Here is a 15529-nt window from a genome sequence, read left to right as displayed (position 1 = left end):
GCGTGCTGCCGCGGGAGCCGTGGGCGTCGCATCGTCGTGCGTCCGGGGCTGCCGTACCGCGCGTGGACCGTTGCTCCGCTGCCGGAAGAGGGGAAACAAGGTGAGCACTGCATCCGCGTCACCGCACGGCTTCGCCGCCGTACGAGGCCGTGGCTACCGTCCCGGACAGGTCGACGTGTGCGTCCGGGGCCTGTCGCGGGAGCGCGACGAGGCGTGGGAGCGTGCGGCCCGGCTGACCGTGATGGCCAAGGAGATGGAGGCCGAGCTGGCACGCCTCGACTCGGCCGCGGCCCGGCTGGCCCCGCAGACGTACGAGACGCTGGGCGTGCGTGCCCGCCAGCTCCTCGCGCTCACCCAGGAGGAGGCGTCGGCGGTACGCGCGGGCGCCGAGGAGGAGGCCCGGCGCATCAGGGAGACGGCGGTGCGCGCGGCGCGCGAGACGCGTGACGCGGCACGGGCCTATGCCGAGGCGCTGCGCTCGGAGGCGGACGAATACGCCAGGAGGCGCCTGCTGGCCGACCGTGGGACGGCCGACGAACTGCGTACCGCGGCGCGTACCGAGGCGAAGGAGGCGCGCCGCGCGGCTCTGATGGCGCTGCGTGAGATGCGGCAGCGTGCCGCGGCCCTGCTGGCCGACCAGGAGGGCGAGCACAAGGAGCGCGGGGAGGCCGCGGAGCGGCAGTTCGCCGAGCGGGAGGCCGAGCTCACGGTGCACGGGGCGGAGCTCACGGCCCAGGCCGAGGCCCGGCTGAGGGAGGCGCAGCGGGCCCTGGCGCAGGCCGGGGAGACGGCACGGCGCGAGCAGGAGAGCGCCGAGGCGTGCGGTGCGGAACTGCTCGCGGAGGCGCGGATGCGGGTGGAGCGCATCGGGCGTGAGACGGACCGAGCCCTGCGCGAGCACGACGCGCAGCGCGACGAGGTGCGGGTGCACATGGACCGGGTGCGCAACAGCCTGCTGGCCCTGACGGGGAGGACGGACCCGCCGGCGGACGGGTCCTGAGCACGGGCCCGAGCCCGGCCACCCGCTCGTCCACGCAGGTGGGACGGGGCGCGGGAGAAGCGTGCGACGGTCCGCCCGCCCCTCCCGCGGTGTGCGGGGTGGAGGCTGCGTGGGCACAAGGGTGGAGACGACCCCGAGATCCGCTCCTCCACGGGGTGGAGCGCCCCTAGGGGATCCTCCGTACTACGGACCGGGGCACGCTCGTACTGCTGGAGGACGAGACGCGGGGGGCCGCTGCCTAGCCTTGCTGTACACGACGAACGGGGCGGACCGGCGGCCGCGGAGGCCGGGGGGCCGAGGCGGGTGCCGGACGCACCGGAGGACGTGCCGGCGGACGACCACGGCTGCACTGCGTGAAACCGCAGTGCGGGGGGTGGGGTTTACCCCAGGAAAAGACTGCGCTGTACCTCATCGCGGCGGGGCACGTCGGCACAGCAGACTGACAGCGCAGAGCGAAGCACGTCTCTCATCCATCCCTCACCTGCTCGACATCCCGCCGATCGGTCGTCCGATCGGTTGACCGACATAGGAGACTTAGCGTGACTACGGCTGTAACCATTCCCAGGCACGGGGGCGCTGGAGGGCGTACGGTCGCAGCCGCCCGTGCCCGGCAGGTCGTCAAGGCGTACGGCGCCGGCGAGACCCGCGTCCTCGCGCTGGACGGCGTCGACGTGGACATCGCCCGCGGCCGATTCACCGCGATCATGGGTCCCTCCGGGTCCGGCAAGTCGACGCTGATGCACTGCCTCGCCGGCCTGGACACCGTGACGTCCGGCCAGATCTTCCTGGACGACACCGAGATCACCGGTCTGAAGGACAAGAAGCTCACCCAACTGCGGCGGGACCGGATCGGCTTCATATTCCAGGCGTTCAACCTCCTCCCCACGCTCAGTGCGCTGGAGAACATCACGCTCCCGATGGACATAGCCGGCCGCAAGCCGGAAGGGCAGTGGCTGGAGCGCGTGGTGGAGACGGTCGGCCTGGGCGGCCGGCTGAAGCACCGTCCGAGCCAGCTCTCCGGCGGCCAGCAGCAGCGCGTCGCCGTGGCCCGCGCCCTGGCCGCCCGGCCGGAGATCATCTTCGGCGACGAGCCGACCGGGAACCTGGACTCCCGCGCGGGCGCCGAGATCCTCGGCTTCCTGCGCAGGTCGGTCGACGAACTGGGCCAGACCATCGTGATGGTCACGCACGACCCGGTCGCCGCCGCCTACGCCGACCGCGTCCTGTACCTGGCCGACGGCCGCATCGTCGACGAGACCCACGACCCGACCGCGGACCAGGTGCTGGAGCGCATGCTGCGCTTCTCCGGCGACCAGCCCCGCACGCCGCGCTCCGAGGCCCGGGGGCGCAGGTCATGACCGTTCTCAGAACCTCGATGCGCAACTTCTTCGCGCACAAGGGTCGCATGGCGCTCTCCGCCGTCGCCGTCCTGCTCTCCGTGGCCTTCGTCTGCGGAACCCTGGTGTTCACCGACACCATGAACACCACGTTCGACAAGCTCTTCGCGGTGACCTCCGCGGATGTCACGGTCGGCCCCAGGAGCGACAAGGACCGCCCGCAGTCGGACACCGGCCGGCCCGTGTCACTGCCGGCCTCCGTCCTGGCGAAGGTCCGCGGGGTGGACGGCGTGAAGTCCGCCGAGGGCGGGGTGAGCAGCGAGAAGGTCACCGTCGTCGACGCGCACAACACGAACATGGGCTCCGACACCGGCGCCCCCACCATCGCCGGCAACTGGACGCACAACGACCTGCGTTCCATGGACATCACCTCGGGCCACGCCCCGAAGGGCCCGTCGCAGGTGATGGTCGACGCCGACACGGCGAACAAGCACCACCTCAAGCTCGGCGACACCCTGCGCACCGTCACCGCCACCGGTGATTTCAAGGCCAGGATCTCCGGCATCGCCACCTTCAAGGTGACCAATCCGGGTGCGGCGATCGTCTACTTCGACACGCCCACCGCGCAGCGCGAGCTGCTCGGCGCCACCGGCCGCTTCACCCACCTCGACCTGGTGGCCGACGCCGGCGTCGGCGACGACCGGTTGAAGAAGGACGTCAGCTCGGCGCTCGGCTCCTCCTTCAGCGTGCAGACGCAGAAGGAGACCGCGGACCAGAACCGCAAGGACGTCGGCTCCTTCCTCGACGTGATGAAGTACGCGATGCTCGGCTTCGCTGGGATCGCCTTCCTCGTCGGGATCTTCCTGATCCTCAACACCTTCTCCATGCTGGTCGCCCAGCGCACCCGTGAGCTGGGCCTGATGCGAGCCATCGGCTCCTCGCGGGGGCAGGTCAACCGCTCGGTGCTGGTGGAGGCCGTACTGCTGGGCGTGTTCGGCTCGGTGCTCGGCGTGGCCGGTGGAGTGGGCCTGGCCGTGGGCCTGATGAAGGTGATGTCGAGCGTCGGCATGGAGCTGTCCACGGACGACCTCACGGTCAGGTGGACCACCCCCGCCGCCGGCCTGCTGCTCGGCACCGTCGTCACCGTGCTCGCGGCCTACCTCCCGGCCCGCCGCGCCGGCAGGGTCTCGCCCATGGCGGCCCTGCGGGACTCCGGGATCGCCTCGGACGGCAGGGCGGGCGTGGTGCGCGGCGTCCTGGGCGCCGTCCTCAGCGGCGCGGGCGGTGCCGCCCTCTACATGGCGGCCGGGGAGGACAAGGCGGCGCAGGGCTCCGCGTGGCTCGGCCTCGGCGTGGTGCTCTCCCTGATCGGCTTCGTCGTCATCGGCCCGCTGCTCGCGGGTGCCGTGGTCCGGGTGATCAGCGCCGTGGTGCTGCGGCTGTTCGGGCCGGTGGGCCGGATGGCCGAGCGCAATGCGCTGCGCAACCCGCGGCGCACCGGCGCCACCGGCGCGGCCCTGATGATCGGCCTGGCGCTGGTCGCCTGCCTCTCGGTGGTCGGCTCGTCCATGGTCGCCTCGGCCACCGAGGAACTGGACAAGTCCGTGGGGGCGGACTTCATCGTCCAGTCCAGCACGGGCCAGACGATCGTTGCGCAGGCCGCGAAGGCCGTGGAGTCCGCCCCGGGCCTCGCGCACGTCACGCACTACCTGGACGTCCCCACCAGGATCACCGCGCCCAACGGCGCCTCGGAGAACCAGACACTGGTGGCAGCCGACCCGACGTACGCGCAGGACCTGCGCCGCAAGACCACCGAGGGCGACCTCGGCGCGGCCTACGGCAAGGACGCCATGTCCGTCGACGCGGACTACGCCACCCGCAACCACATCAAGGTCGGCGACCGGATCACCGTCGCCTTCGTCGGCGGCAGCACGGCCAGGCTGAAGGTCGCCGCGATCACCTCCGACGACACCAGCGTCGACCAGGGCGCCAGGTACCTGAACATCTCGACCGTCCGGCAGTACCTGCCGGCCGACAGGATGCCCCAGGACATGATCATGTTCGCCGCGGCGAAGGACGGCCAGGAGAAGCAGGCATACGCCGCTCTCAAGCGGGCCCTGGCGCCCTACCCCCAGTACAAGGTGCAGAACCAGACCGACTTCAAGCAGGAGCTGAAGGACCAGATAGGCCAGCTACTGAACCTGGTCTACGCCCTGCTGGCCCTGGCGATCATCGTCGCGGTGCTCGGTGTGGTGAACACGCTGGCGCTGTCGGTGGTGGAGCGCACCCGGGAGATCGGCCTCATGCGCGCCATCGGCCTCTCCCGCCGCCAACTGCGGCGCATGATCCGTCTGGAGTCGGTGGTGATCGCCCTCTTCGGCGCCCTGCTCGGCCTCGGCCTCGGCATGGGCTGGGGAGCCACGGCCCAGAAGCTGCTGGTCCTTCAGGGCCTGCACACTCTGGAGATCCCCTGGCCGACGATCATCACCGTCTTCATCGGGTCGGCCTTCGTGGGCCTCTTCGCGGCCCTCATCCCGGCCTTCCGGGCCGGCCGGATGAACGTCCTCGGGGCGATCGCCACGGAATAGACCATCTGGCGGGGGGACGGGGGAGGTCTGGCTTCCGGACGCGGGGGGTGCGTCCGGAAGCCGGGCCTTTTCCGTTCCTGTCCTGCCCGAGGGAGGGCAGGCAAAAGGCGGGGGCGGGGCCCGGGCGGGAGTCGGGAGGAGCGGGAGGCGGAGCCGGCCGGGGTACGGAGCGCGGACCGTTCGTCCCGGGCCTGGGCACGGGCCCGCGCTTCATTCCGGCCTTGTTCACAGGCGAGGTTGTCCACAGGCATGTCTCCGAGGCTCCATGGCCCCTGCCCGGGGTCGTAGGCTGGACACTCCGGCCCGCCCGGTATGGCGCAAGGGCCGGTCCTCGCGCTGCCCACCCGGACGGAAAACCTGTTCATGAGCCTGCACGGCCTGCTCGACGCCGTCGTCAAGGACGCCGCCCTAGCGGAAGCGGTCACCGCGGCCACCGACGGTAACCGTATGCACATCGACCTGGTGGGCCCGCCTGCCGCCCGCCCCTTCGCGGTGGCTGCGCTCGCCCGCGAGACCGGGCGTACCGTGCTGGCCGTGACCGCGACCGGACGCGAGGCCGAGGACCTGGCCGCGGCCCTGCGCAGCCTGCTGCCGGCGGACGGCGTCGTGGAGTACCCGTCGTGGGAGACGCTGCCGCACGAGCGCCTCTCACCCCGTTCCGACACGGTGGGCCGCCGCCTCGCCGTGCTGCGCCGCCTCGCCCACCCCAGTGCGGACGACCCGGAGACGGGCCGGGTGTCGGTGATCGTCGCGCCCGTGCGCTCGGTGCTCCAGCCGCAGGTCAAGGGGCTCGGCGATCTGGAGCCGGTGGCGCTGCGCACCGGAATGCGGGCCGACCTGGAGGACACCGTCGACGCCCTCGCGGCGGCCGCGTACGCACGGGTGGAGCTGGTCGAGAAGCGCGGCGAGTTCGCTGTGCGCGGCGGCATCCTCGATGTGTTCCCGCCCACCGAGGAACACCCGCTCCGTGTCGAGTTCTGGGGCGACGACGTCGAGGAGATCCGCTACTTCAAGGTCGCCGACCAGCGCTCGCTGGAAGTGGCGGAGCACGGCCTGTGGGCGGCGCCCTGCCGGGAGCTGCTGCTCACTGACGAGGTGCGGGCCCGGGCCGCGGAGCTGGCCGAGCGCCATCCGGAGCTGGGCGAGCTGCTGGGCAAGATCGCCGAGGGGATCGCGGTGGAGGGCATGGAATCCCTCGCACCGGTCCTGGTCGACGACATGGAGCTGATGCTGGACGTGCTGCCCGCGGGCAGCATGGCCGTGGTCTGCGACCCGGAGCGGGTGCGCACCAGGGCCGCCGACCTGGTGGCGACCAGCCAGGAGTTCCTACAGGCATCCTGGGCCGCGAGCGCCGGAGGCGGCAAGGCCCCGATCGACGTCGGCGCGGCCTCCCTGTGGTCCATCGCGGACGTCCGCGAGCGGGCCAGGGAACTGGGCATGATGTGGTGGTCCGTCTCGCCCTTCGCGGGCGACGAGGAACTCGCCGAGGAGTACACCGGCGACAGCGGCGCGCTTTCGGACACCCTCAAGCTCGGCATGCACGCCCCGGAGACCTACCGCGGTGACACGGCCCGTGCCCTCGCCGACACCAAGCAGTGGCTCGCCGACGGCTGGCGCACGGTCTTCGTCACCGAGGGCCACGGCCCCGCGTCGCGCACCGCGGAGGTGCTCGGCGGCGAGGGCGTCCCGGCCCGCCTCGACACGGACCTCGGCACGCTCACCCCGTCCGTGGTGCACGTCTCCTGCGGCTCGATCGACTACGGCTTCGTCGACCCCGCGCAGCGCCTCGCCGTGCTCACCGAGACCGACCTGTCCGGCCAGAAGGCCGCCGGGCGGGACGGCGCCCGGATGCCCGCCCGGCGCCGCAAGAGCATCGACCCGCTCACCCTGGAGTCCGGCGACTACATCGTCCACGAACAGCACGGCGTGGGCCGGTACATCGAGATGGCGCAGCGCACCGTGCAGGGCGCCACCCGCGAGTACCTGGTCGTCGAGTACGCCCCCGCCAAGCGCGGCCAGCCCGGCGACCGGCTCTACATCCCCACCGACCAACTGGAGCAGATCACCAAGTACGTCGGCGGCGAGGCCCCCACCCTGCACCGCCTCGGCGGCGCCGACTGGACGAAGACGAAGGCCCGCGCCAAGAAGGCGGTCAAGGAGATCGCCGCGGACCTGATCAGGCTCTACTCGGCCCGGATGGCCGCGCCCGGATACGCCTTCGCGCCCGACACCCCCTGGCAGCGCGAGCTGGAGGACGCCTTCCCGTACGCGGAGACGCCCGACCAGTTGACCACCATCGCCGAGGTCAAGGAGGACATGGAGAAGACGGTCCCGATGGACCGCCTGATCTGCGGCGACGTCGGATACGGCAAGACGGAGATCGCGGTGCGGGCCGCCTTCAAGGCGGTCCAGGACGGCAAGCAGGTCGCCGTTCTGGTGCCCACCACCCTCCTGGTGCAGCAGCACTTCGGCACCTTCTCCGAGCGGTACGCGCAGTTCCCGGTGACGGTGCGGGCGCTGTCCCGCTTCCAGACGGACACCGAGGCCAAGGCCGTGCTCGAGGGCCTGCGGGACGGCGCGGTGGACATCGTCATCGGCACCCACCGGCTCTTCGCGTCGGAGACCCGGTTCAAGGACCTCGGCCTGGTCATCGTCGACGAGGAGCAGCGGTTCGGCGTCGAGCACAAGGAGCAGTTGAAGAAGCTCCGCGCCAACGTGGACGTCCTGACGATGTCCGCCACTCCCATCCCCCGCACCCTGGAGATGGCGGTCACCGGCATCCGCGAGATGTCCACGATCACCACCCCGCCGGAGGAGCGGCACCCGGTGCTGACCTTCGTGGGGCCGTACGAGGAGAAGCAGATCGGCGCCGCGATCCGCCGTGAACTGCTCCGCGAGGGCCAGGTCTTCTACATCCACAACAGGGTCGAGTCCATCGACCGCGCCGCCGCCCGGCTGCGGGAGATCGTGCCCGAGGCCCGGATCGCCACCGCGCACGGCCAGATGTCCGAGCAGGCGCTGGAGCAGGTGGTGGTCGACTTCTGGGAGAAGAAGTTCGACGTCCTGGTGTCCACGACCATCGTCGAGTCCGGCATCGACATCTCCAACGCCAACACCCTCATCGTCGAGCGCGGCGACAACTTCGGCCTGAGCCAGCTCCACCAGCTCCGCGGCCGTGTGGGCCGGGGCCGCGAGCGGGGCTACGCCTACTTCCTCTACCCGCCGGAGAAGCCCCTCACGGAGACCGCCCACGAACGCCTCGCCACCATCGCCCAGCACACGGAGATGGGCGCGGGCATGTACGTGGCGATGAAGGACCTGGAGATCCGCGGCGCGGGCAACCTGCTCGGCGGCGAGCAGTCCGGCCACATCGCGGGCGTCGGCTTCGACTTGTACGTCCGCATGGTCGGCGAGGCGGTGGCGGACTACCGCGCCTCCGTCGAGGGCGGGGCCGCCCCCGAGGAGCCGCCGCTGGAGGTCAAGATCGAGCTCCCGGTCGACGCGCACGTCCCGCACGACTACGCCCCCGGAGAGCGGCTGCGCCTCCAGGCGTACCGCGCCATCGCCTCCGCCAACTCGGAGGAGGACGTCAAGGCGGTCCGCGAGGAGCTCACCGACCGCTACGGCAAACTGCCGGAGCCCGTGGAGAACCTCCTTCTGGTCGCGGGTCTGCGCATGCTGGCACGGGCCTGCGGGGTCGGCGAGATCGTGCTCCAGGGCAGCGCGATCCGGTTCTCCCTCCCCTCACCCGACTCCTCCGACCACCGCCCCTCGAAGAGTGCCGACGCGCGCCCCTCCCGGCTTGAGCTGCGTGAGTCACAGGAGCTGCGCCTGAAGCGGCTCTACCCCGGCACCGTCGTCAAGCCCGCCACCCGCCAGCTCCTGGTGCCCCGCCCGAAGACCGCGAAGGTGGGCGGCCAGGCACTGACGGGACGCGATCTGCTCGCCTGGACGGGAGAGTTCCTCACCACCATCCTCGGTTCCTAGCCGCCCGCCCCGGGCATCCGCGGCTGCCGAGCCGGGCATCCGCGGCCGAGGCCCCGGCCCGCCGGGGCCGCCGCCACCGGATGGGCATCCGTGGGCGGCGCCCCGGGCCCGTGGGCGGCGCCCGGCGTGCGGCTCCGCGCGGTCGTCCGCTGTGCCGGGCCCTGCGCGGTGCGGGGGGTTACGGCGGGAGTGCCCCGACTCTCCCCGAATCGTTGGTCGATTCAGTCCGTCGAATCGGTGGCCCCGACCCACGGGACTGCATACCATCGATCACCGCAAGCTTGTGCTCCGTTGCACAATCTCCTCGGGAGGTTCCTTTGCACCGCCGCCGTCGCACCGCGCTCCTCGTCTCCTCCGCCGCGCTGCTCGCCGCGGCGCCCCTCCTGACCGGCTGCGGCGACGAGGCGCACCCCGGCGCCGCGGCCGTGGTCGGCGGGCAGCGGATCACCGTCTCCCAGTTGGAGGGCCGGGTGAACGAGGTCCGGGACGCCCTCAGGTCGGCCGTGAAGGACGACACGCAGTACCAGCAGATCGTCGGCAGGACCGGCGGCCTCACCAGGGACACCCTGCAGACCATGGTGCTCGACAGGGTGCTGCACAAGGCGGCGACCGACGCCGGGGCCGCGGTGGGCCGCAAAAAGGTGCAGACCATGCGGGACGGCCTGGAGCACCAGGCGGGCGGCTCGAAGGCCCTGGAGACGGGCTGGTTGCAGCAGTACGCCGTCGCCCCCGCACACCTCGACGAGAGCCTGCGCACCGAGCTGGAGGCCCAGAAGCTCGCGAGGAAGCTCGGCATCAACATGAGCACCCCGGACGGCCAGGCCGCGTTGTGGCAGCACCTCTCCCGGACGTCCGAGTCGATGAACATCGACATGAACCCGCGCTACGGCACCTGGGACGTGAAGAAGAGCAGCCGTGTGGACGCCAAGGTGCCGTGGCTGCGCGAGGTCACCGCGGGCGCACAGCAGCAGGCGTAGGGGTCTCGCACCCTCCGGGGCGCCGGGCCGTTCGGAGCGGGACGTTCGCGAGCGGGTCACCGCATGAGCGTGGGTACCGCGCGGGCGGGGCATCGTAGGGGCGGAGGCACCGCGTGCGTCCTGCTCGCTGGGTTACGTTCGAGGCGTGAACACTTCCGTGACCGGCGTCCCGGGTTCCACCCCGGGTGACCTCCCGACTCCGGACGGCCCTCCTGGCCCGGGCCGTGCCGTCCTCCTCACCACCAGCCACCGGGTGGCGCCCGGGCTGCTGTCCTGGCCCGCCTGGCAGGCGCTGCGCGGCGCCGACCGGGTGCTGTGCGCCGACGCCGGCCATCCGCAGCTTCCGTACCTGCGCGAGGCCGGTGTCACGGTCGAGCACGCCTCGCCCGGTGCCGAGGAACTGGTGGACGCCTGCGCCGGCGGTGCCACCGTGGTCGTCGTCGTCACCGGCGAGGGCGATCCGCGGCTGACCGACGGCCTTGCCGCGCTGGCGGGCTCCGGGCGTGTCCGCATGCCCGACCTGGAACTGCTGCCCGCCTCCTACGACCTGCCCGGTGCCCGGCTGCTCGATCTCGTCCAGGTGATGGACCGGATCCGCAGGGAGTGCCCCTGGTCCTCCCGCCAGACCCACCGCGGCCTGGCGAAGTACGCCATAGAGGAGGCGTACGAGCTGGTGGAGGCCATCGAGGACGGCGACCGCGACGAGCTGCGCGAGGAACTGGGCGACGTGCTGCTCCAGGTGGTCTTCCACGCCCGGATCGCCGAGGAGGGCGAGCAGGGCGCACACGCGGCCACGGAAGCCGCCCTGGACGCCCCAGGCGCCCCCGATGGCGCCGACGCCCCCGACGACCTCGATGGCGCCGATGGTTCCTGTGACCCCGACGGTTCCGGCGCTCCGGGCGCCCTGGGGGAGCCGCGGGGCGGCGGCGCAGGGGCGTTCTCCATCGACGACGTCGCCGGCGGGATCGTCGCCAAGCTGATCCACCGGCATCCGCACGTCTTCGGGAACGACACGGCGAAGACGCCCGAGGACGTCAAGGAGCACTGGCTGCGCACCAAGGCGGAGGAGAAGCGGCGGACCTCCGTGACGGAGGGCGTGCCGCTCGGGCAGCCGGGTCTGGCGCTGGCCGCGAAACTCGCGTCCCGGGTGCGCACGGCGGAGCTGGACGTGCCGCTTCCGGCCGGGGACGGCATCGGGTACGACCTGCTCGCCATGGCGGTGCGCGCCGAGCGGGAGGGCATCGACCCGGAGGCGGCGCTGCGGGCCGCGGCCCGCGCGTACCGCGACGCGATTCGGGCCGCCGAGGGGGCACGGGGCCGGTAGCGCGCCCCGCGGACGCGAGGTGCGCGGGGCATGCGAGGCGCGCGGGGCCGGCGGGACATACCCGGCCGCGGGGCACCTGGGTCGGGCAGGCGGGCAGGCGGGCTCCCGGGTGCGCAGGCGCGCGCGGAAACGGGCGCGGCGCGCACTCAGGACGCGTGCGCTGGCCCGGCCGGTGTGAAGGCGACCGGCAGTTCCCGCAGGCCGCGCATGATCAGGCCGCCCCGCCACCGCAGGTCCGCGGGGTCGGCCGCGAGACCCAGGTCGGGCAGCCGGCGCAGCAGCGTCGCCAGTGCGGTCTGGCCCTCCAGACGGGCGAGCGGCGCGCCGAGGCAGTAGTGGATGCCGTGGCCGTAGCCGAGATGCTGGTTGTCGCGCCGGGACAGGTCGAGCGCATCCGGCCGGGCGAATCGCTCCGGGTCGCGGTCCGCGGCCGCGAGCACCACCAGCACCGGCTCGCCCTCGGCGATCCGCTGCCCGCCGAGCTCCACGGGACGGGTGGCGAAGCGCCAGGTCGCCAACTCCACCGGGCCGTCGAAGCGCAGCAGTTCCTCGACCCCGGTCTCCAGCAGCGCCCGTTCGCCGCGCGCCAGCGACCCGGCCAGGGCACGGCGCTGCTCGGGGTGGGTGAGGAGGGCGTAGGTGCCGTTGCCGATCAGGTTCACGGTGGTCTCGAAACCGGCGAAGAGCAGTACGAAGCACATGGCCGCCGCCTCGTTCTCGGTGAGGTGCTCGCCGTGGTCGGAGGCCCGGATCAGGCCGGAGATCAGGTCGTCGCCGAGGTCGGAGCGCTTGCGGTGGATCAGCTCGGTGAGGTAGCCGCGCATCTTCTTGACCGACCGGGCGACGCCCCCGCGCGGCCCGCCGCCGTGCCGGATCATCATGCCGGCCCAGTCGCGGAAGTCGTCCTGGTCCTCGGCCGGCACGCCCAGCATGTCGCAGATGGCGTAGATGGGCAGCGGGAAGGCGAACTCGTGGATCAGATCCGCCGAGCCGCGCCCGGCGAAACCGTCGATGAGGCGGTCCGCCAGCTCCTGGACGCGGGGCGTGAAGGCGGCGACCCGGCGCGGCGTGAACGCCTTGGACACCAGCCGCCGCAGCCGGGTGTGGTCCGGTGGGTCGATGTTGAGCAGGTGCGTCATCAGCTCGGCCTTGCGCTCTCCGGGGATGCCGGTACGGCCCTCGGCGCCCGCGGGCTCGGCGTGGTGCGCCGGGTTCTTGCTGAGCCGGGGGTCCGCCAGCGCCTGCTTCGCGTCCGCGTACCGCGTCACCAGCCACGCCTCGACCCCGCTCGGCAGCCGCGTCCACCGCACCGGCGCGTGCGTGCGCAGCCATGCGTACGCGGGATAGGGGTCCGCGGCGAATGCCTGGCTGAAGAGCTGCGGGGGCGCCTCGGGCTGGGGTGCGTCGCTCACGCCCCGACCGTATCCGGTGCCCGCCGCGCGTCCGCTTCCGGTGAGGCCGCACCCCTCACCGCGCGCCCGCTTCCGGCAAGGCCGCACCCCGTGTCCGGCGTCGCCCACCCGCCTCCGGCGAGCCCGTTTCCCGGCCGCGTTCCGCCCCGCTCCCGCGCCGCGGCAACCGGGCGGGACACAGCGAACTGACGGCTAGTCAGAACCGTGACATCGATGTGATCTCCGCTGCATCGACTTGTGACAGGCGTTCGAGACCGCTACGTTCAGCCTCGATCGGCAGCCGTCGTCACACACGCCACATCTGTCACACCAGTACTTCTCGCTCCGTTTGCAGGTTCGCCACATCCGCCACGCGAAAGGCATTCGCATGCTCTCCGGGAACGGCCGGCACCGTCGCCCCCGACAAGCCCCCGCCATCGTCGTCGCGGCCGGAGTGACCGGTTCCGCAATCGCCATCCCGCTGCTCGGTGCGGCGAACGCCCAGGCGGCCGACGGCAGTACCTGGGACCGGCTCGCCAACTGCGAGAGTGGCGGCTCCTGGAGCGCCGACCCGGGCAACGGCTACTACGGCGGCCTCCAGCTCTCGCCGAACATGTGGGTGCTGTACGGCGGCCTGGACTACGCGCCGCGTGCGGACCAGGCCAGCAGGTCGGAGCAGATCGCCGTCGCCGAGAAGGTGCTCGCCGACCGGGGGCCGGGAGCGTGGCCGGGCTGCGCGGACGTCGTGGGACTCACCGCGAAGGGCGGCTCCTCGGCGTCGCCGAGCGCGTCGGGTGCCGACGGGGGTCCCACCTCCTCGGGTGCGGGCGCCACCACCGACCCGTCCGGCGCGTCCGGCGCGCCCCATGACTCCGGCGCCTCGGCGCCCCCCTCCGAGGCGCCGTCCCATGTGCCCGGTTCATCCCCATCATCCGGTACGGGCGACTCGTTCGGCTCGACGGGTGGGCGTTCCACGGGCGGGGGTGACGGCTCGCAGCGGTCGGGACCGTCCGGGTCGGCGGACTCGTCCGCGGGGGCGGGCGGATCCTCCGCCGGCGAAGGCGGCGCGCCCGGCTCCTCGTCCGCCGGGGACGGTGCGGGGCGGCATCGCGGCGACCATGCGCACGAGGGCTCCCGCGCCCGCGCGGACGACTCCAGGGGTGACGGCCGGCATGCTTCGCGCGGTGCGGGGGAAGAGGGGCGCGGCGGTGACGAGGGGGTGTACACCGTGCGGCCGGGCGACAATCTCTCGGACATCGCCGAGTCACATGACCTCGACGGCGGCTGGCCGGCGCTGTATGCAGCCAACAAGAAGACGGTGGGGGCCGATCCGGATCTGATCCTCCCTGGCCAGACCCTTGATCTTTCCTGAGGATTGTCTGAAACTTCTTGATCTTTACCGCTGAATCGGACGAAAAGCGACGGAAGTTCGGGGTGTTCTGTCCGCTTTGCTCGAATGAGAGATGGGTCTCACCACCCCCGGTTCACTTTGAAATCCGGCGCATCGGCTGTTTACCGTCATGTCCGCTCGCCACAGCGGGCACCGGCGGACGCCACGCCGAATCCTGCCGGCGTCCGAACGGGAACAGTCGTCGCGTCAAAGCGCCGTAGGCAGGAGCGGGGGACCCAAAGGTAGGTGCCGGACCCACGACCGGGCGGCTGCGTCGGCCAGGACGAGCAGCGGCACGGGGACGGGGACCGGCTAGGGGTGAAGTCGTGCGCACGCCGCACGGCCGGGCAAACCTCCCCGTGCTCGCAGGAGCAGGGGGAACCCCATCGGCCCGAACCCGACAGCTCACCTCGCAGGCGTCGGTGAGGGGATCACTCCATGCTGCTTTCCGGCAAGGGCCGGCACCGCCGCCCGACCGCGCTCAACCGCACCACCCGTGCCGTCACCATCGCCGGCGTCGCCGGCGCCGCCGCCGTGGCCGTCCCGCTGGTCAGCGCGGGCACCGCCTCCGCCGCCACCGCCTCCGAGTGGGACAAGGTCGCCCAGTGCGAGTCGGGCGGCAACTGGTCCATCAACACCGGCAACGGCTTCTACGGCGGCCTGCAGTTCACCAACTCCACCTGGGCCGGATACGGCGGCACCGCCTACGCGCCGCGTGCCGACATGGCCAGCAAGGACCAGCAGATAGCCGTCGCCGAGAAGGTGCTCGCCGGGCAGGGCAAGGGCGCCTGGCCGGTCTGCGGCACGGGCCTGTCCAGCACGCCGTACAGCGGGGGCTCCGCCTCCGGCTCCGATCAGGGCCAGCAGGGCGCCACCGCGGCCCCGCAGACCCAGAACACCGCCTCCGAGAAGCCGGCCCAGCAGCCCCAGCACGCCTCGCGGTCCCAGCAGCGCCCGGCGGGCCACCAGACCGTCACGACGCCCACCGGCAAGAAGGTCAAGAAGGGTGACGGCGAGTACAAGGTCAAGAAGGGCGACACGCTCAGCGACATCGCCCAGGACCACCACGTCAAGGGCGGCTGGCACAAGCTGTACAGGCTGAACGACGACATCATCGACAACGCCTCGCTGATCTACCCCGGCCAGCGGCTGCACCTGCACTGAGCCCGGCCGGCCCCCGGTCCATCCCGCGCGGACCTGCGGCTCCTTCCGCCCCGCCCCGGCGCGTCGACCCCCGACGCGCCGGGGCGGGGCTCTGCGCGCCACGGGGAGGCCCGTGCGGCGGGAACCCTCGGCACCACGGGAACCATGGCGCCGAGGGGGCCCACGGTGTCCACGGGGCCGACGGGGCGGACGGGGGCCGCGGCACGCACGGGGCCCGCAGTGGCCGCAGGGACCACAGGGGTCACAGGGGCCGCAGGAGCCACCGGACCCGCGGTGGCCACGGGTCCGGCCGCGCGGCGCGGGCAACCGGTGCTACTGGTTGGTAATAGCCTCTGGCCCCCGCCCGGGCAAGGCCGTGCCCGCCGCGATCC

The 15529-nt window shown here is 72.5% G+C and carries 9 protein-coding genes; 8 read left to right on the top strand and 1 reads right to left on the bottom strand.

Translation table 11 applies throughout. The annotated features are described in order from the left end of the window. The first annotated feature begins 100 nt into the window (after positions 1-100). The 6 genes from IE313_RS16590 (at position 101) to IE313_RS16565 (ending at position 11213) form a co-directional block, all read left to right on the top strand. Positions 101-1000, top strand: a complete 900-nt coding sequence (locus IE313_RS16590; RefSeq protein WP_189932846.1) for a coiled-coil domain-containing protein — start codon at positions 101-103, stop codon at positions 998-1000. Between the two features lie 539 nt (positions 1001-1539). Beyond that, a complete protein-coding gene (locus IE313_RS16585) occupies positions 1540-2358 on the top strand; it encodes an ABC transporter ATP-binding protein (RefSeq protein WP_189932844.1) in 819 nt (272 codons plus the stop codon). Beyond that, the gene (locus tag IE313_RS16580) at positions 2355-4925 is read left to right on the top strand and encodes an ABC transporter permease (RefSeq protein WP_189932842.1); all 2571 of its coding nucleotides are present in this window, start codon (positions 2355-2357) and stop codon (positions 4923-4925) included. Before IE313_RS16585 ends, IE313_RS16580 begins: the two co-directional genes overlap by 4 nt. Before the next feature lie 363 nt (positions 4926-5288). Continuing rightward, positions 5289-8912 carry a transcription-repair coupling factor gene (mfd, locus tag IE313_RS16575; RefSeq protein ID WP_189932841.1) on the top strand — a complete coding sequence of 1208 codons (3624 nt, stop codon included), beginning with the start codon at positions 5289-5291 and terminating at the stop codon, positions 8910-8912. 317 nt (positions 8913-9229) lie between these two features. Beyond that, positions 9230-9889: a SurA N-terminal domain-containing protein gene (locus IE313_RS16570; protein ID WP_189932839.1), complete on the top strand. Its 660-nt coding sequence runs from the start codon at positions 9230-9232 to the stop codon at positions 9887-9889. Between the two features lie 157 nt (positions 9890-10046). Continuing rightward, the gene (locus IE313_RS16565; RefSeq protein ID WP_229924713.1) at positions 10047-11213 is read left to right on the top strand and encodes a nucleoside triphosphate pyrophosphohydrolase; all 1167 of its coding nucleotides are present in this window, start codon (positions 10047-10049) and stop codon (positions 11211-11213) included. Positions 11214-11359: 146 nt separating this feature from the next. Here the strand turns inward: IE313_RS16565 and IE313_RS16560 are convergent, their stop codons facing one another. Next, positions 11360-12625, bottom strand: a complete 1266-nt coding sequence (locus tag IE313_RS16560; protein ID WP_189932837.1) for a cytochrome P450 family protein — start codon at positions 12623-12625, stop codon at positions 11360-11362. A 433-nt stretch (positions 12626-13058) separates the two neighbouring features. Between IE313_RS16560 and IE313_RS16555 the strand changes: the two genes are divergently transcribed. Continuing rightward, positions 13059-13976 (top strand): transglycosylase family protein, encoded by a 918-nt coding sequence (locus tag IE313_RS16555; protein ID WP_308439179.1) that lies wholly within the window; start codon positions 13059-13061, stop codon positions 13974-13976. Positions 13977-14432: 456 nt separating this feature from the next. Beyond that, on the top strand, positions 14433-15158 hold the full coding sequence (locus tag IE313_RS16550; RefSeq protein WP_189932833.1) for a LysM peptidoglycan-binding domain-containing protein: 726 nt from the start codon (positions 14433-14435) through the stop codon (positions 15156-15158). The last annotated feature ends 371 nt before the right edge of the window (positions 15159-15529 follow it).

It is taken from the genome of Streptomyces sulfonofaciens, assembly GCF_014656295.1.
Lineage (GTDB): Bacteria > Actinomycetota > Actinomycetes > Streptomycetales > Streptomycetaceae > Streptomyces > Streptomyces sulfonofaciens.
This window is presented reverse-complemented; position numbering and strand designations above follow the sequence as displayed.